The sequence below is a fragment of the Gordonia sp. NPDC003425 genome, from assembly GCF_053588635.1.
The window spans coordinates 131,016-147,917 of the sequence record NZ_JBSFQI010000004.1 but is presented as its reverse complement, the minus strand read 5'-3'; the positions used below and the strand labels follow the sequence as shown (position 1 = coordinate 147,917).

15 protein-coding genes are annotated in these 16,902 nt (G+C 68.5%); 12 read left to right on the top strand and 3 right to left on the bottom strand.

All coding sequences use genetic code 11. The features are described 5' to 3' along the window. The first annotated feature begins 43 nt into the window (after positions 1 to 43). From ACWDTD_RS07000 to ACWDTD_RS06975, 6 genes are all read left to right on the top strand, one after another. Entirely contained in the window at positions 44 to 1,228 is a 1,185-nt protein-coding gene (locus ACWDTD_RS07000; protein ID WP_449746510.1) for an AAA family ATPase, read from the top strand. Further along, positions 1,218 to 2,156 carry a DUF58 domain-containing protein gene (locus tag ACWDTD_RS06995; RefSeq protein ID WP_449746360.1) on the top strand — a complete coding sequence of 313 codons (939 nt, stop codon included), beginning with the start codon at positions 1,218 to 1,220 and terminating at the stop codon, positions 2,154 to 2,156. Before ACWDTD_RS07000 ends, ACWDTD_RS06995 begins: the two co-directional genes overlap by 11 nt. A gap of 9 nt (positions 2,157 to 2,165) precedes the next feature. Then, positions 2,166 to 3,143: a VWA domain-containing protein gene (locus ACWDTD_RS06990; RefSeq protein WP_449746359.1), complete on the top strand. Its 978-nt coding sequence runs from the start codon at positions 2,166 to 2,168 to the stop codon at positions 3,141 to 3,143. A 63-nt stretch (positions 3,144 to 3,206) separates the two neighbouring features. Further along, positions 3,207 to 3,938 carry a 3-oxoacyl-ACP reductase FabG1 gene (gene fabG1, locus ACWDTD_RS06985; protein ID WP_449746358.1) on the top strand — a complete coding sequence of 244 codons (732 nt, stop codon included), beginning with the start codon at positions 3,207 to 3,209 and terminating at the stop codon, positions 3,936 to 3,938. 62 nt (positions 3,939 to 4,000) lie between these two features. Next, positions 4,001 to 4,840: an NADH-dependent enoyl-ACP reductase InhA gene (gene inhA, locus ACWDTD_RS06980; protein ID WP_449746357.1), complete on the top strand. Its 840-nt coding sequence runs from the start codon at positions 4,001 to 4,003 to the stop codon at positions 4,838 to 4,840. 2 nt (positions 4,841 to 4,842) lie between these two features. Then, positions 4,843 to 5,979, top strand: coding sequence for a ferrochelatase (locus tag ACWDTD_RS06975; protein ID WP_449746356.1), 1,137 nt, complete (start codon positions 4,843 to 4,845; stop codon positions 5,977 to 5,979). 79 nt (positions 5,980 to 6,058) lie between these two features. On the opposite strand, the gene ACWDTD_RS06970 is transcribed toward ACWDTD_RS06975, so the two are convergent. Beyond that, entirely contained in the window at positions 6,059 to 6,877 is an 819-nt protein-coding gene (locus ACWDTD_RS06970) for a hypothetical protein (RefSeq protein WP_449746355.1), read from the bottom strand. A 102-nt stretch (positions 6,878 to 6,979) separates the two neighbouring features. Here ACWDTD_RS06970 and ACWDTD_RS06965 point away from each other — a divergent pair, with 102 nt between their 5' ends. Genes ACWDTD_RS06965 through ACWDTD_RS06955 form a run of 3 tightly spaced genes read left to right on the top strand, consistent with a single transcriptional unit; the run spans position 6,980 to position 9,454 of the window. Then, on the top strand, positions 6,980 to 7,810 hold the full coding sequence (locus ACWDTD_RS06965) for a DUF3097 domain-containing protein (protein ID WP_449746354.1): 831 nt from the start codon (positions 6,980 to 6,982) through the stop codon (positions 7,808 to 7,810). A 60-nt stretch (positions 7,811 to 7,870) separates the two neighbouring features. Continuing rightward, positions 7,871 to 8,299, top strand: a complete 429-nt coding sequence (locus tag ACWDTD_RS06960) for an NfeD family protein (protein ID WP_449746353.1) — start codon at positions 7,871 to 7,873, stop codon at positions 8,297 to 8,299. A gap of 6 nt (positions 8,300 to 8,305) precedes the next feature. Further along, positions 8,306 to 9,454, top strand: a complete 1,149-nt coding sequence (locus tag ACWDTD_RS06955) for an SPFH domain-containing protein (RefSeq protein ID WP_449746352.1) — start codon at positions 8,306 to 8,308, stop codon at positions 9,452 to 9,454. Between the two features lie 3 nt (positions 9,455 to 9,457). Here ACWDTD_RS06955 and ACWDTD_RS06950 read toward each other — a convergent pair whose 3' ends face one another. Both ACWDTD_RS06950 and ACWDTD_RS06945 read right to left on the bottom strand, forming a co-directional pair. Continuing rightward, positions 9,458 to 10,792, bottom strand: coding sequence for an alpha/beta hydrolase-fold protein (locus tag ACWDTD_RS06950; protein WP_449746351.1), 1,335 nt, complete (start codon positions 10,790 to 10,792; stop codon positions 9,458 to 9,460). Between the two features lie 18 nt (positions 10,793 to 10,810). Continuing rightward, entirely contained in the window at positions 10,811 to 11,533 is a 723-nt protein-coding gene (locus ACWDTD_RS06945) for a TVP38/TMEM64 family protein (RefSeq protein ID WP_449746509.1), read from the bottom strand. Positions 11,534 to 11,684: 151 nt separating this feature from the next. On the opposite strand from ACWDTD_RS06945, the gene ACWDTD_RS06940 reads away from it, so the two are divergent. The 3 genes from ACWDTD_RS06940 to meaB are packed head-to-tail and all read left to right on the top strand — an operon-like array spanning position 11,685 to position 16,848. Further along, positions 11,685 to 13,607 (top strand): methylmalonyl-CoA mutase family protein, encoded by a 1,923-nt coding sequence (locus ACWDTD_RS06940; RefSeq protein WP_449746350.1) that lies wholly within the window; start codon positions 11,685 to 11,687, stop codon positions 13,605 to 13,607. Beyond that, complete coding sequence (scpA, locus tag ACWDTD_RS06935) at positions 13,604 to 15,856, top strand: methylmalonyl-CoA mutase (protein ID WP_449746349.1); 2,253 nt, start codon at positions 13,604 to 13,606, stop codon at positions 15,854 to 15,856. The genes ACWDTD_RS06940 and scpA overlap by 4 nt, the downstream gene beginning before the upstream one ends. Beyond that, the gene (gene meaB / locus ACWDTD_RS06930; RefSeq protein ID WP_449746348.1) at positions 15,856 to 16,848 is read left to right on the top strand and encodes a methylmalonyl Co-A mutase-associated GTPase MeaB; all 993 of its coding nucleotides are present in this window, start codon (positions 15,856 to 15,858) and stop codon (positions 16,846 to 16,848) included. The genes scpA and meaB overlap by 1 nt, the downstream gene beginning before the upstream one ends. Positions 16,849 to 16,902: the final 54 nt, after the last annotated feature.

The following is a 16,902-nucleotide window of genomic DNA, read 5'->3' as shown; positions in this document are numbered from 1 at the left end:
GCGCGCGTGGCCACCGTGAGATCCCGACGAACAGGAGCAGGTGTTGACCTCTTCGCATCCCAGTGCGCCTTCGGCGCGTCCGGCGCCGACTGTCGGCGAGGGCGCGGTGACGCTCAGCGATGACGACGTGAAGCTGTTGGAGCGTGCGATCTACGAGGTCAAGCGCGTCATCGTCGGACAGGACCAGCTCGTCGAACGCATCCTGGTGGGGCTGCTCGCCCGCGGCCACATCCTGTTGGAGGGTGTGCCGGGCGTGGCCAAGACGCTGGCCGTGGAGACCTTCGCTACCGTGATCGGCGGAACGTTCTCGCGCGTGCAATTCACCCCCGACCTGGTGCCCACCGACCTCATCGGTACCCGTATCTACCGGCAGGGCCGAGAAGAGTTCGACACCGAACTCGGTCCGGTGGTGGCCAACTTCCTGCTCGCCGACGAGATCAACCGTGCACCGGCAAAGGTGCAGTCGGCGCTGCTGGAGGTGATGGCCGAGCGACACGTCTCCATCGGCGGCACCACCTACCCGATGCCCGACCCGTTCCTTGTCATGGCCACGCAGAACCCGATCGAGAACGAGGGTGTCTACCCGCTGCCCGAGGCGCAGCGCGACCGTTTCCTGTTCAAGGTTCTCGTCGACTATCCCACCGTCGAGGAAGAGCGCGAGATCGTCTACCGGATGGGCAATGTGCCGCCCACCGCGACTCAGATCCTCGACCCGGCCACCACGATCCGCCTGCAGCAGACGGCCGCGAATGTGTTCGTCCACCACGCGCTCGTCGACTATGTGGTCCGCGTGATCAACGCGACCCGGCGTCCCGCCGAACTCGGCCTCACCGACGTCGCCTCCTGGCTGTCCTACGGGGCATCGCCGCGTGCCACCCTCGGCATTGTGGCCGCCGCGCGCTCACTGGCCCTGATCCGTGGGCGCGACTACGTGATCCCGCAGGACGTGGTGGAGATCGTGCCGGATGTGCTGCGCCACCGACTGGTGCTGAGCTACGACGCGCTCGCCGACGAGGTGACCGCCGATGACGTCATCACACGCGTGCTGCAGACCGTCGGCCTGCCCCAGGTGGGCGCCCAGCCCGTCGCCGCACCGCCGCCCGCCGCACCGGTTCAGCAGCCCGCACAGCCACCGCAGCAGGGGGTGCCACAACAGATGGCGCCGCAGCAGTCGGCGGGGTATCCGTCGCCCCCGGTGAACCAGACCTCGGCACGGTATGGCGGTTAACGCCGATCTGCCGTCGCTGGGCAGCGGTCTGCTGGAGGAGCCGCAGCTCACGGCTGCGCTCAAAACGCTCGAACTCACCGTGCGCCGCAAGCTCGACGGGGTGCTGCAGGGCGAACACCTCGGCCTGATCCCGGGGCCCGGTTCCGAGCCGGGGGAGGCCCGCACCTACCAGCCCGGCGACGACATCCGCCGCATGGAGTGGTCGGTCACCGCGCGCACCACACAGCCGCATGTGCGCCAGATGATCGCCGACCGCGAGCTCGAGACGTGGCTGGTGGTCGACGCGTCGGCAAGTCTCGACTTCGGGACGGTCAACTGCACCAAACGCGATCTGGCGGTGGCCGCGGCGGCGTCGATCGTGCACCTCACCAGTGGCGGCGGCAACCGCCACGGCGCCATCGTGGTGACCGGCGATCAGCTCGTCCGGGTACCCGCGCGTGCCGGACGTGCGCACGATCAGTCCCTGCTGAAGACGATCGCCACCACACGCCGCGCGGCACCGGGTGTGCGCGGCGACCTGAAAGCCGGGATCGAGGCGCTGCGCCGGCCCCAACGCCGCCGCGGACTCGCGGTGGTGATCAGCGACTTCCTCGGCCCGATCGACTGGGAACGATCGCTGCGGGCGATCGGGGCGCACCACGAGTTGCTGGCCGTCGAGGTGCTCGACCCCCGCGACATGGAGCTGCCCGCGATCGGCGAGGTCACACTGGCCGACGCGGAATCCGGCGAGATCCGCGAGATCACCGTGACCGACAAGCTGCGCCGGGAGTTCGCCGCGGCGGCCACCGCTCATCAGCGCGACGTACACCGCACGATCCGCAGTTGCGGCGGCCCGGTGCTCACCTTGCGTACCGATCGGGAATGGATCACCGACATGGTGCGGTTCGTGGCGCAGCGCCGTCGCGGACTCGCCGCCGGGGTGGGGTGAGCAGGCCCGATGTTCGCCAACCCCTGGTGGTTGTTGCTGCTGCTGGTCGTCATCGCGCTCGGCGCCGGCTATGTCTACATGCAGATGCAACGCCGCCGTCGCGCCCTGCAGTTCGCCAACACCGAGATGCTCGACCGGGTGTCTCCCGCCGAGCCGGCCTACCGGCGCTGGCTGAGACATGCTCCCATCGCGCTGCTCATCGTCGCGCTGCTGCTGCTGGTGGTCGCGGTGGCCGGCCCGCAGGCCAACCGCAAGATCCCGCGGAACAAGGCCACCGTGATGCTCGTGATCGACGTGTCACGGTCGATGAATGCCACCGACGTCGCGCCCTCACGCATCAAGGCCGCCCAGTCGGCGGCCAAGAAATTCGCCGACAACCTCACCGAGGGCATCAACCTGGGGCTGATCTCGTTCGCCGGGACAGCGTCCACGCTGGTCACGCCCACCCCCAATCACAACGCCACCAAGGAAGCGGTCGACAAGCTGCAACTCGCCGACAAGACCGCGACCGGCGAGGGCATCTTTGCCGCGATCCAGCAGATCCAGACGCTCAACGCGGTCCTCGGCGGTGAGGAGGGCGCACCACCGGCCCGCATCGTGCTGCTCTCCGACGGCAAGGAAACCGTTCCCGACGACCCCGACGACCCGCGGGGTGCCTTCACCGCCGCCCGCAAGGCCAAGGAGGAGAAGATCCCGGTGTCCACCATCTCGTTCGGCACCGCCACGGGCACGGTGGACCTCGACGGCGACCAGATCCCGGTGCCGGTGGACGACGAATCGCTCCGCAAGATCGCCAATCTCAGTGGCGGACAATTCTTCACCGCGTCGAGCCTCGACGAGCTGAACAAGGTGTATCAGACGCTGCAGGAGGAGATCGGCTACGAGTACCGCAAGGGCGACGCCTCCTGGCCGTGGCTGTTCAGCGGCACCATCCTGGTGATTCTGGCGGCCGCCGGAGCACTGGCGATCAACCAGCGGCTACCCTGACCGGCGCGCGGGACCGCCAACCCTGCTCCCGCGCATCCCACCACGAACGATAGGTTTGAACACATGGCTGAGACCAACGACAGCACTCAGGTGTCACGATCGGTCCTGGTGACCGGAGGCAATCGCGGAATCGGGCTCGCCGTGGCCCGCCGACTGGCCGACGACGGGCACAAGGTGGCCGTCACGCACCGCGGATCCGGCGCCCCCGAGGGATTGTTCGGCGTGAAATGCGACGTCACCGACTCGGAGTCGGTGGATCGCGCCTTCGAAGAGGTTGCCGCGCATCAGGGTCCGGTGGAGGTTCTCGTCGCCAATGCGGGCACCACCGAGAACATGCTCCTCATGCGGATGAGTGACGAGTCCTTTGAACGGGTCGTCGACGCCAACCTGACGGGCGCGTTCCGGTGTGCCAAGCGCGCGACCAAGGGCATGCAGCGCGCCAAATGGGGCCGCATGATCTTCCTCGGTTCGGTGGTGGCCATGTCGGGGGTGCCCGGACAGGTCAACTATGCCGCGTCCAAGGCCGGACTGATCGGCATGGCGCGGTCGATCGCGCGTGAGGTGGGCTCGCGCAACATCACCGCGAACGTGGTGGCGCCCGGCTTCATCGACACCGACATGACCGCCGAGATGGAGGACCGCTACATCGAGATGGCCAAGCAGGCCATTCCGCTGGGACGGACCGGGAAACCCGAACAGGTGGCCGCCGCCATCAGCTTCCTGGCATCCGATCAGGCCGACTACATCACCGGCGCCGTGCTGCCCGTCGACGGCGGCATGGGCATGGGCCACTAGCCACCCGCACGCATCCGATCCCCGACATCTGTCCGCACGTCACATCGCGCAAGGAGCACACGTTGAGCGGAATCCTGGACGGCAAAACCGTTCTCATCACCGGCATCATCACCGATGCCTCGATCGCCTTCTCCACCGCCAAGGTGGCCCAGGAACAGGGCGCGACGGTGATCATCACCGGCATCCCGGAGCGGTTGCGGCTCATCGACCGCATCGCCAAACGGCTCCCGCAGGACGTGCCCCCCGCCATCCCGCTCGACGTCACCGACGAAGAGAGCCTCGCGGGATTGGCCGACAAGGTGCGCGAGCTGGCGCCGCAGGGCATCGACGGGCTGGTGCACTCCATCGCCTTCGCTCCCAAGACGCTGATGGGACCGGACGCGGTGCCCTTCCTCGACGGTCCCGGACCCGACGTGGCCAAGGCGTTCGAGATCTCCGCCTGGAGTTACGCCTCACTGGCGCGCGCCGCACTGCCGGTGATGAACGAGGGCGGCTCCATCGTCGGAATGGATTTCGACCCGCGTACCGCCATGCCCGACTACAACTGGATGGGCGTGGCCAAGGCGGCGCTGGAATCGGTCAACCGTTACGTGGCGCGCGAGGTGGGCTACGCCAAGCGCATCCGCTCCAACCTGGTCGCCGCCGGACCCATCAAGACGCTTGCGGCCAAGGCGATCTCGGGCACCGCAACCGATGACGCGAAGAAGCTCACCATGCTCAACGACTACTGGGATGGCGCGTCGCCGATCGGCTGGAACGTCGACGACCCGTCGGTGGTCGGCACCAGCGTCTGCGCTTTGCTTTCCGATTTCCTGCCCGGCACCACGGGGTCGATCGTGTACGTCGACGGTGGCGCCAGCCACAACACCTGGTTCCCCGAGGACTTCATCCCCGCGCAGTGAACGTGACGCACACCGGGGGAGACGGGCACAGCGCCGCATTCGACGCGGTGCTGTTCCTGTCTTTCGGCGGACCCAACGGTCCCGACGAGGTGATGCCGTTCCTGGAGAACGTGACCCGCGGCCGCGGCGTCCCCCGCGAGCGACTCGAGGGAGTGGCAGCGCACTACCTGCATTTCGGCGGCGTGTCGCCGATCAACAAGCTCAATCTCGACATGATCGACGCGCTGCGTGCGGTGCTGGCGCAGCGCGGGCGCACCCTGCCGGTGTATTTCGGCAACCGCAACTGGCATCCGCTGGTCGAGGACACCGTGGCACAGATGTACGCCGACGGTCATCGACGAATCCTGGTGTTCCCCACGTCGGCCTGGGGCGGGTACTCGGGGTGCCGGCAGTATCACGAGGACATCGCGCGGGCGCTCGATGCGCTGGCCGAACGTGTTCCGGCGAGCGCCGACAACCCGATGCTGTTGCGCAAGTTGCCGCAATACTGGGCCGAGCCCGGCTTCGTGGCGGCGGGGCGCGCCGCGTTGCGCCGCGCCGTCGCGACGTTGCCCGGTGCCAATCCCGTTCCGCGGCTTGTGTTCACGGCGCACTCGGTGCCCGCGGCCGCGGATGCGGCGTCCGGGCCGGCCGGTGCGGGCAGTGAACCGACCGGCAATCCGGAAACCGGGGAGCAGGTGGAGTGCTACGGCGGTCACCTCTATTCGCGGCAGGTGTATGCCGCGGCGTCGGCCGCCGCCGACGGGGCCGACTCGTTCGACCAGGTGTGGCAGTCGCGGTCGGGCCCACCGCAGGTGCCCTGGCTGGAACCCGACATCTGTGATCATCTCGACGACATCGCCGACGCTGGTGTGCGGCAAGTGGTGGTGAGCCCCGTCGGTTTCGTGTCCGACCATCTCGAGGTGATCTGGGATCTCGACCACGAGGCCGCCGAGACCGCGCAACGGCGAGGAATGGACTATGTCCGGGCCGACACCGTGGGCACCGACCCCGGCTTCATCGAGATGATCGCCGACCTCATCGATCGGTACGCCGACGGGGGCGGGGACATCACCGCGATGGGATGCGGCGACAACGGTGCCTTGTGTCGCGAACGATGCTGCGTACCACCGGCCCGGCCCGGCCGACCCGCGCAGTGATCCATTCCGGGGGCGCTAATGTTCTGGGGCGCTGGTGTTCTGGGGCACTGGGATTCTGGAGCGCTGGGATTCTGGAGCGCTAACGTTCGACCGGGAGGTGCTCGGCAATCACGCGGTTGACCGCCGCGGCGCGAGCGGTGTGCGCCAACCCGACCAGTCGCCGCAATTCGCCGTCACCGGCGTGCAGTTGACCGGACGTGGATCCGAAACTGACGCCGCCGGAATCGGCCATCGTCACGATCGCCTCCACCTGCGCGGCGCTGTCGATGATGCGGGTGGCCCGCGCGTCGTCGTGCGGGGGCAACTCCACCTGATGTCGCAGCGTCAGTGTGCGCAGCGTGCCGCGCAGATCAGACGGTCCACTGACCCGCAGCGTCCCCAGGCTGCCGATCAGCGCGGTCGCCTCGGAAACCGATTGTCGGAGTTGATGTTCGATCTCGCCGACACTCGGCACCGGATCGACGGGCAGCGGCGCGGGGTAGCGGTGCACGATCCACCGGCACCCGTCACCGTCGGGTTCGGGAATCACCGCCACGGGTCCGGTCGCTGCCCCGGACGTCGGAATGGACAAGCCGGGGCCGTCGACGAGGAGCACCTCGCCGGCACCATAGGCCGCCTGCGTCGCCGGGCCCGGTGGGAGGCCGTGCGGATCGCCGGGGGCGGGCAGCCGCACCGACATGTACCGGGCGCCCCGGAGCAGGGAGAGCAGACCCAACACACCCACCGAACTGTCAGATCGGCCGTCTCGACGATCGTCGACCACATGCCGGGAGCCGAACATCGCGAGCGTGTCGGCGACGTCGTCGGGAGAACACCGGCCAGCCACCCAGGCCGCCGACCAGCCACCCAGCGCACACGCCGGCCAGGCGCGGCTCACGGTGCGGTCGGTACTGGTCACGATCGACCACGATACCGACCGACCGGCGCGCGCGTCGGCCGCCGACGATCGGCACGGCGTGGCTGCCCCGGTCGTGCGGATGCGGCGCATAGCGTGTGCGACGTGACAGACGATCGATACGGACCCGACGTGCTCGCCAGACCTCGCCGCACCGCGCCGCGGGTACCGGAGGTGGCGGCCGAGCACGATCTCGTGGTCGAGGACGCGGCAACCGGTTTCTGTGGTGCCGTGGTCGGATTGGAGAAGAGCTACTCCGGTGATCTCGTGCGGCTCGAGGACCGGCACGGCACCACGCGTGTGTTCCTGATGCTGCCCGCCGCCTTCTTCGTCGACGGCGCCCCGGTCACGCTGGTGAAGCCACGGGTACGTGGTCCACAGGCCCCGGTGCGCACCGCGTCGGGTTCACGCGCGGCGCCCCGGCAGCGGGCACGGCAGGCCAGGGCGAGCCGGATTTTCGTGGAGGGTGTGCACGACGCCACCCTGCTGGAGCGGGTGTGGGGCGCGGACCTGCGCGCGGAGGGCGTCGTGGTGGAAAGCCTCGACGGTCTCGACAATCTCGCGGCCGCGCTGGCCGACTTCGATCCCGCCCCGCACCGGCGGGTGGGCGTGCTCGTCGATCACCTCGTCGCCGGTTCCAAGGAGGAACGGCTGACCGCATCGGTCGGGGAGCACGTGCTGGTGTGCGGCCACCCATACATCGATGTCTGGCAGGCGGTCAAACCCGCATCGGTGCGGATCGAGGCCTGGCCCGACGTGCCGCGCGGCGAGGACTGGAAGACCGGAGTGTGCCGCCGATTGCGTTGGGGCACACCGCAAGACGGGTGGCGCCGGGTGTTGTCGGGGGTGTCGGGTTTTCGTGACCTCGAGGTACCGCTTCTGCGGTCGGTGGAGGAACTGATCGATTTCGTCACCGCGGCGGAATCCGACGCCTGACCATCGCCGAGCGGCGCATTCGGCCACCGGACGATCCGGGAGATCTGGCAGACTGGATTCATGAGCGCCCTGCTGTGGCTTGCCGCCGTGGTCGTGCTGCTGATCGCCGAGATGTTCAGTGGCGACCTCGTGCTGCTCATGCTCGCCGGCGGTGCATTGTCGGCCGCCGGGGTCGACTACTTCTTCGACACCCCGGTGTGGGTGGACGGACTGGTGTTCGCGGTGGTGTCGGTGCTGCTGGTGGCCGGGGTGCGCCCGGTGGCCAAGCGGCACATGCTCAGTCGCCCCAAGGTGCTGACCAACACCGAGGCGCTCGAGGGCCGTACCGCGGTGGTCACCGAACAGGTCGATGAGCACGACGGCCGGGTGAAGATCGGCGGCGACATCTGGTCGGCGCGGACGATGAACGCGGGAGAGGTCATCGAGGCCGGCGCTCACGTGACAGTTGTCGAGATCGACGGCGCTACCGCCGTCGTGTGGAGAGGGTGAGCCGGGATGGAATACGTCGGACTCGGGATCGTGGTGCTGCTGGTCCTGCTCGTGGTGGTGGTGCTGGCCAAATCGGTGGCCCTCATCCCACAGGCGGAGGCGGCGGTCATCGAGCGTCTGGGTCGCTACACCCGCACGGTGTCGGGTCAGTTGACATTGCTGCTGCCCTTCATCGACCGCATCCGTGCGCGCGTGGACATTCGTGAGCGCGTCGTGTCGTTTCCGCCGCAGCCGGTGATCACCGAGGACAATCTGACGCTCTCGATCGACACCGTGGTGTATTTCCAGGTGACCAATCCGCGGTCGGCGGTGTACGAGATCGACGACTACATCGCCGGCGTGGAGCAGCTCACCATCACCACATTGCGCAACGTGGTGGGCGGGATGACGCTGGAGGAGACCCTCACCTCGCGCGACTCCATCAACGGGCAGCTGCGCGGCGTCCTCGACGAGGCCACCGGTCGGTGGGGCCTGCGGGTGGCGCGGGTGGAACTGAAATCGATCATGCCGCCTCCGTCGATCCAGGAATCGATGGAGAAGCAGATGAAGGCCGACCGCGAGAAGCGGGCGACCATTCTGGCCGCCGAGGGTCAGCGCGAGTCGGCGATCAAAACGGCCGAGGGCAACAAACAGAGTCAGATCCTCGCCGCCGAGGGTGCCAAGCAGGCGGCGATCCTGGCGGCCGAGGCCGACCGGCAGTCGAGGATCCTGCGCGCCCAGGGCGACCGGGCGGCGCTCTACCTGAAGGCCCAAGGCGAGGCGAAGGCGATCGAGAAGACGTTCGCCGCGGTCAAGGCGTCCAAACCCACACCGGAACTCCTGGCCTACCAATACCTGCAGACCTTGCCGGAGATGGCCAAGGGCGAGGCCAGCAAGGTGTGGGTGGTGCCGTCCGATTTCGGTTCTGCACTGCAGGGATTCGCGAAATCCTTCGGCGCGCAGGGCGACGACGGCGTGTTCCGCTACGAGCCACCGGCGAGCGACGAGGTGCCGCAGGTCGACGAGTCGGAGACCGACGACTGGTTCTCGCTCGCATCAGACCCCAAGGTGGCGCAGGCCGTCGCCGAAGCCGAGGCGGTGGCCCGCACGCCGGTGGCACCGGAGATCCAGGCCCCCCGTCCGGCCCGGTCGGTGCTTCCGCAGCAGCCGGAGTAGTGCTCACGCCGGGATCGGCGTAGAAGACCGTTCGGCAGCCGGTAGCCCGAGCCTGCGTGCGAGCGGGCCGAACCCGCGGTGGAACGCCCGCTCGGCGAACTGCCATGTATGACCACCATGCGCGAGGTGGATCGAGCAGTCGATGTCCACTGCTCGTCCCTCGGCACACAATTCGCGTGCCGCCGCGAGTTCGGGAGCATGCCCGAGATCGGCACCGCCGGACCGGGAGCGGGCGGCGATGGCCTCGTCGAACCATCCGCCGGCACCGGTGTAGCGGCCGTGGCGGCCCATCACCGTCATCGGGTTGAAGTCGTCGTAGGCGTCGGTGTCACCGCCGAACAGGGCGTCGATCGTCTGCGCGCGGTCACCGGCGTTGGGTGCCACATCGCCGGCGATGTCCTCGAAGGTCGAGAACAGCTCGGGATGTTCGGTCACCAGATCCACCGCACAGGTCCCGCCCATCGAAAAGCCGACCACGCCCCAGCCGGCGCCTGCGGGATCGGCGGCGAAATGGCGGATCACATACGGCCGCACCTCGTCGACGAGGTGAGTGGCCACCCGTCCACGCGGACCGTCGACGCATTCGGTGTCGTTGCCGAAACTGCCGCTCACATCCGGGAAGACGAGGATGGGTGACATCCCGTCGTGGCGGTGCGCGTAGCTGTCCGCGTCGGACACCGCATCGCCGATCCGGATCCAATCGGCGGGCGTGTTGAATTCACCGCCGATCATCATCACCGCGGGCAGGCGTGGCGGTATCCGTCCGCGGAACCAGGCCGGCGGCAGGTACGCGTACTCGGTGCGGTGCACGAAACCGCTCGTGGCCGACCCGGCGTCGATCGGCACCACCGAGCCGTCGGCCCGGTACGAGTTGCGGGCAGAGGTCAGCGCGGCAAGGTCGACGCTGTGCGCCACCGACCCGCCGCTGAGCTGATCCCAGGCCTCGTCGACGGTGGGGAAGTAGCCGATCCACTGGTTGAGGGTGAGCGCCGCGGCCAGGGAAGTGAGTACCACCGCGGCCGCCGAGGCAGTGCGACGCCACCACCGGGTGTGCGCGACACCGAGGATCGCGACGGCGATCGCGAATCCGCTCGCCCCGACCCACCACCAGAACCGGGCAGGTGCCGGGTCGCCGGCGACACCCGGCGAGGTCCAGTACAGGTGGGTCACCACGACGCACGACGTGCCGAACGCGGCAGCGAGAGGCACCCAGAGCGCCCACCACCGACCCGAGCGACGCGCCACCACCACGACGAGTGCGACAACAGCCGCCACCTCGACGACCAGCGGCACATACCCCGAGATCAGCGACACCCCTGACTGTGTCTGATCACCCACTGGGAAAACGATCCGCGTTCAGTCTGGGAGATTGCCCTCGGATAGGTGTGATTCGCATGAGGAAACCGGCATCCGCGCGTCGAAGAGCAGACCGACGACGCCAACGGCGAAGAACGACGCGCTCAGCAGGAGCAGCATGGGGTTGGTCTGGCCGGTCATCGCGTCACCGAGCAACACGACGGCGATCGTGCCGGGTGCCATTCCGATCACCGATGCCACCACGAACGGCAGCAGCCGCACCGACGACACGCCGGCGCACCAGTTCACCAGCCAGAACGGGCAGATCGGAATCAACCGCAACGATCCGATGGCCAGCCAGCCGCGACTGCGCAACCGTGAATCCACCGCCATCACCACGGGTCGTTTCAGGTGCGGGGCCACCCTCTCGCGGCCCGCCCAGCGCGCGAGCAGGAAGGCGCAGATCGCGGCGGTGGTGGCCGCGCACATGGCGCCGGCGAGGCCCACCACCGGACCGAAGAGCACACCCGACATCACCGTGAACACCGTGCGCGGGATGGGAAAGATCGTCACCACCACGTAGGCGAGAAAGAACGTCCAGACGAATGCCGGCCCGAGCTGCTCTCCCCAGTCCCGGACGCTGGCCACCGACGGAATGGGCACGAGGTACGAAAGCACGAGGAGAGCGCAAATCGCCGCGAAGCCGATGAGCGCATTACGGATCTTGTCGCGCCGACCACCACGGAGTGAGGGTGCGGTCACCACGTCGACACCGCTCGACATCGGGTCCGTCACCTCAGCGTTCACGGAGTCGAGCATAACGCCGGCCGCGGTGGGACTCGGCGAACGAACCGAGCGACCGATCGGCTAATGTCGGTAACGCGCTCGACAAGAGCATCACGGAGGTGCGCCAGACCACATGAGTCCAGACCACATGAGTGATGAACCGGACCGATCCGAATCGGATGCAGCCCTCGAGGAGGCCTACCGCTCCTGGTCGACGGCCGCGGCGAAGGTGCTGGCCAAATCGCGCCGCGTGGAGGTCGACGACCTGCCCGACACGCCCGAGGCGATGCTGTCCACCGACACCGCCGACGGTCTCGTCATCCGCCCGCTCTACACGCGCCGCGACGAGCGCCCCGAACCCGGGCTGCCCGGAGGGTTTCCCTACGTGCGGGGTGCCGACGCCGCCCGCGACGTCACCATGGGATGGCGGGTCACCGAACGCTTCGGAGACGATCCGGGAGCCTCTGCCGAGCAGATCAACGCCGACATCCTCGACGCCATGGGCAACGGCGCCAGCGGCCTGTGGCTGTCGGTGGGCGGGGCCATCACCGTCGACAACCTCGTCGCGGTGCTCGACGGGGTGTACCTCGACCTCATCCCGGTCACCCTCGACGCCGGCGCCGACGGCATCACCGCTGCCAGCGCCTTCGCGGCGGTCCGCGCGGCCGCCGACACGGCGCCGCAACCGGCGCCCCCCACCGTCGCCACCACCGACTCCCTGGGCCTCTCGCCGCTGACCGCGGCGTTCTCCGGTCGGCCCACCGTCGACCCCGACGAGGCCACCGCGCTCGTCGCGGCGGGCGGCGGCGATCGTGCGGGTATCCGCGGATTCCGGGTCGACGGCGCCGATTTCGCCACCGCCGGCGCCGACAACGGCCTCGAACTTGCGCTCATCGTCGCTGCCGCGCTCACCCATCTGCGCGACCTCACCGCCGCCGGTCTCACCCCGGCACAAGCGCTCGCGCAGATCTCGTTCGCCGTGTCCGTCGACGACGACCAGTTCGCCACGATCGCCAAACTCCGTGCGCTGCGCAAGATGTGGGGGCGGGTCGCGGACGTGGTCGGCGCTCGCGACGCGGGAGCTGCGATCACCCATGCGGTCACCGACCTGTCGATGTACACCCAGCGCGATCCGTGGGTGAATATGCTGCGCAGCACCGTCGCCGCATTCGGCGCGGGTGTCGGTGGAGCCGACCAGGTGACCGTGCTCGGCTTCGATGCCGCGATTCCCGCCGACATGCGCACCTCCGGCGCGCGGTTCTCCCGCCGGATCGCGCGCAACACGCAGTTGCTGCTGCTCGAGGAATCGAATGTGGGGCGTGTGCTCGACCCCGCGGGCGGCTCCTGGTTCGTGGAGAGCCTCACCGACGATCTGGCCGCCAATGCCTGGGCGGTGTTCACCGACATCGAAGGACTCGGTGGCTACCGTTCGGCACTCGACTCCGGCTGGATCACCGACCGTGTGGGAACGTCGTTGGCCACCCGCGACATCGAGGTGGCACACCGGCGCAGTCCGGTCACCGGTGTCAGTGAATTTCCCAACCTCGACGAGAAACCACTCGGCGCCGCGGTGGCAGCGACGACCGACGTGGTGGCGGGCACGCCGCGGCTGGCGCGGGTGGGCCGCGCATTCGAGGAACTGCGAGACCGTTCGGACGCGGTTCTCGCCGCCACCGGACGCCGTCCCACGGTGCTGCTGTTGCCGTTGGGTAGCGTCGCCGAACACAATGCCCGCACCACGTTCGTCACCAATCTTCTTGCCGCGGGCGGTATCTCGGTCATCAACCCGGGACCACTCGCCCCCGACGACATCGCCTCGGTGGCTGCGCAGGCCGACGTTGCCGTGATCTGCGGCAGCAAGCCTCGCTACGCCGAGGACGGGCAGGCAGCGTTGGCCGCCGCCCGCGCCGCCGGAGCCGGCCGCATACTGTTCGCCGGACCCGACCGAGAATGGCCCAGCGGGGATCGGCCCGACGGGTCGCTACGCATCGGTATCGATGCCATCGCTGTGCTCACCGATCTGTTCGACACGCTCACCTCGGTGACGGCCACCACGGGAGGGACGGCATGACCGATACGCAGAACCGGGCCACGATCGCCAGCTTCGTCGACGTCGACCTCGACGCCGTGGAGCCGGCGGCGACCGCCTCCCACACCCCGACGCCCGACACCCCGACCCCCGACACCCCGGCCGACGAGATCTGGAGCACGCCGGAACAGATCGACGTCAAACCTCTCTACACCAGGGCCGACCGCGACGCGGTGAGCCGCGGCGGCGAGCACCCCTATCCGCTCGACACCATTCCCGGTGAGCCGCCGTTCCTGCGTGGGCCGTATCCGACGATGTACGTCAACCAGCCGTGGACGATCCGGCAGTACGCCGGATTCTCCACCGCCGCCGAATCCAACGCCTTCTACCGGCGTAACCTCGCCGCAGGCCAGAAGGGCCTGTCGGTGGCCTTCGACCTCGCCACCCACCGCGGCTACGACTCCGACCATCCGCGCGTGGCCGGCGACGTCGGCATGGCCGGTGTGGCCATCGACTCCATCCTCGACATGCGTCAGCTCTTCGACGGCATCGACCTGGGTTCGGTGTCGGTGTCGATGACCATGAACGGTGCGGTGCTGCCCATCCTGGCGCTGTACGTGGTGGCCGCCGAGGAGCAGGGTGTGCCGCCGGAGAAGCTCGCCGGGACCATCCAGAACGACATCCTCAAAGAGTTCATGGTCCGCAACACCTACATCTACCCGCCGAAGCCGTCGATGCGGATCATCTCCAACATCTTTGAATTCACCAGCCAGAAGATGCCGCGCTTCAACTCCATCTCGATCTCCGGATACCACATCCAGGAGGCCGGGGCCACCGCGGACCTTGAGCTTGCGTACACGTTGGCCGACGGCGTGGAGTACATCCGCGCCGGCCTCGACGCAGGCCTCGACATCGACAAGTTCGCACCCCGGTTGTCGTTCTTCTGGGGCATCGGGATGAACTTTTTCATGGAGGTGGCCAAGCTGCGTGCGGCGCGGCTGCTGTGGAGCGAACTCGTCGCGCAGTTCGATCCGAAGAACCCGAAATCCCGCTCGCTGCGCACACATTCGCAGACGTCGGGATGGTCGCTGACCGCGCAGGACGTGTTCAACAACGTGGCGCGCACCTGCGTGGAGGCGATGGCGGCCACGCAGGGACACACCCAGTCGCTGCACACCAACGCTCTCGACGAGGCGCTGGCACTGCCCACCGACTTCTCGGCGCGCATCGCCCGCAACACCCAGCTGCTGCTGCAGCAGGAGTCGGGAACCACGCGACCCATCGACCCGTGGGCGGGCTCGAACTACGTCGAGTGGCTCACCGCGCAGCTCGCCGACAAGGCCCGCGCCCACATCGCCGAGGTCGAGGAGACCGGCGGCATGGCGCAGGCGATCAACGAGGGCCTGCCCAAACTGCGCATCGAGGAGGCGGCCGCCCGCACCCAGGCGCGGATCGACTCCGGCCAGCAGCCGGTGATCGGGGTGAACAAGTACCGGGTGGACGAGGACGAGCACATCGAGGTGCTCAAGGTGGAGAACTCCAAGGTGCGCGCCGAGCAGTTGGAGAAACTGCAACGGCTGCGCGCCGGCCGCGACCAGTCCGCCGTCGACGCCGCACTCGCCGACCTGACCCGGGCTGCCGCATCGACCGACGGTGGCATGGAGAACAACCTGATGGCGCTCGCGATCGAGGCGGCGCGCCGCCAGGCGACGGTCGGCGAGATCTCCGCCGCGCTGGAAAAGGTCTATGGTCGCCATCAGGCGGAGATCAAGACCATCAGCGGGGTGTACCGACATGAGGCCGGCGACGTGAGCAACATCGACGCGGCGATGGAGATCGTGCGGCAGTTCGCCGAGGCCGAGGGTCGCAGGCCCCGCGTCCTCATCGCGAAGATGGGGCAGGACGGTCACGACCGCGGCCAGAAGGTGATCGCGACCGCGTTCGCCGACCTCGGCTTCGACGTCGACGTGGGCCCCCTGTTCCAGACGCCGGAGGAGGTGGCCGCGCAGGCCGCCGACAACGATGTGCACGTCGTCGGCGTGTCGTCGCTGGCAGCAGGGCACCTCACCCTCGTGCCTGCGCTGCGTCAGGCGCTGGCCGACGTGGGTCGCGACGACATCATGATCGTGGTCGGCGGGGTCATCCCGCCGGGCGACTTCCAGGAGCTCTACGACGCGGGTGCGGCGGCGATCTTCCCGCCCGGCACCGTCATCGCCGATTCCGCGGTCGAATTGGTGACCAAACTCGCCGACAGCCTCGACCTCGAGCTTCCGGGGGTGGCGGCCGGCTGATGGGAGCGCGTCGCATCGATGTCGATGCTCTCACCGAGTCGGTGCTCGCCGGCCGACGTGCCGATCTCGCGCGCGCGATCACCCTGGTCGAATCGACCCGACCCGATCATCGGCACGCCGCACAGGAGCTGCTGCTGCGGCTCACCCCCCACGCGGGGAACTCGTTCCGGGTCGGCATCACCGGGGTGCCCGGCGTGGGCAAATCCACCACGATCGAGGCGCTCGGCATGGACCTCATCGCGCAGGGCCACCGGGTGGCGGTGCTGGCCGTGGATCCGTCGTCGACGCGCACCGGGGGATCGATCCTCGGCGACAAGACACGCATGGGACGGTTGTCGGTGCATCCCGACGCCTACGTGCGTCCCTCGCCGACGTCGGGCACCCTCGGCGGGGTGGCCAAGGCGACTCGCGAGTCGATCGTGCTGGTGGAGGCGGCCGGATTCGACGTGGTGCTCGTGGAGACGGTCGGCGTGGGCCAGTCCGAGGTGACGGTGGCCAACATGGTGGACACCTTCACCTTCCTCACGCTCGCGCGGACCGGGGATTCGCTGCAGGGCATCAAGAAGGGCGTGCTCGAGCTCGCCGACGTGATCGTGGTGAACAAGGCCGACGGGAAACACCTCACCGAGGCGAAATCGGCTGCCCGCGAACTGAAGAACGCGCTCAAGCTGATCTATCCGCATGACGCGCTGTGGTTTCCGCCGGTGCTGACGATGAGCGCCATCGAACACACCGGAGTCGCCGAGTACTGGGACGCCGTGCAGCGTCATCACGAAACCCTGGTGGCGGCAGGCGAATTCGCGGCCCGACGCAACCGTCAGCAGATCGACTGGATGTGGGAGATGGCCCGCGAGACCGTGTTGTCGCGGCTCGCTGACTCGGCGGCGGTCAAGGCGGAGCGAGACGAGATCGAAGCACAGGTGGCCGACGAGCGGTTGACGCCCGCACTCGGCGCGCAACGGATCGTCGAGGTCTTCGACCAGGGTCGATGACCGGTGTCTCCGACCAGGTGTCGATGACCGGTGTCTCCGACACCTGGGGCATGA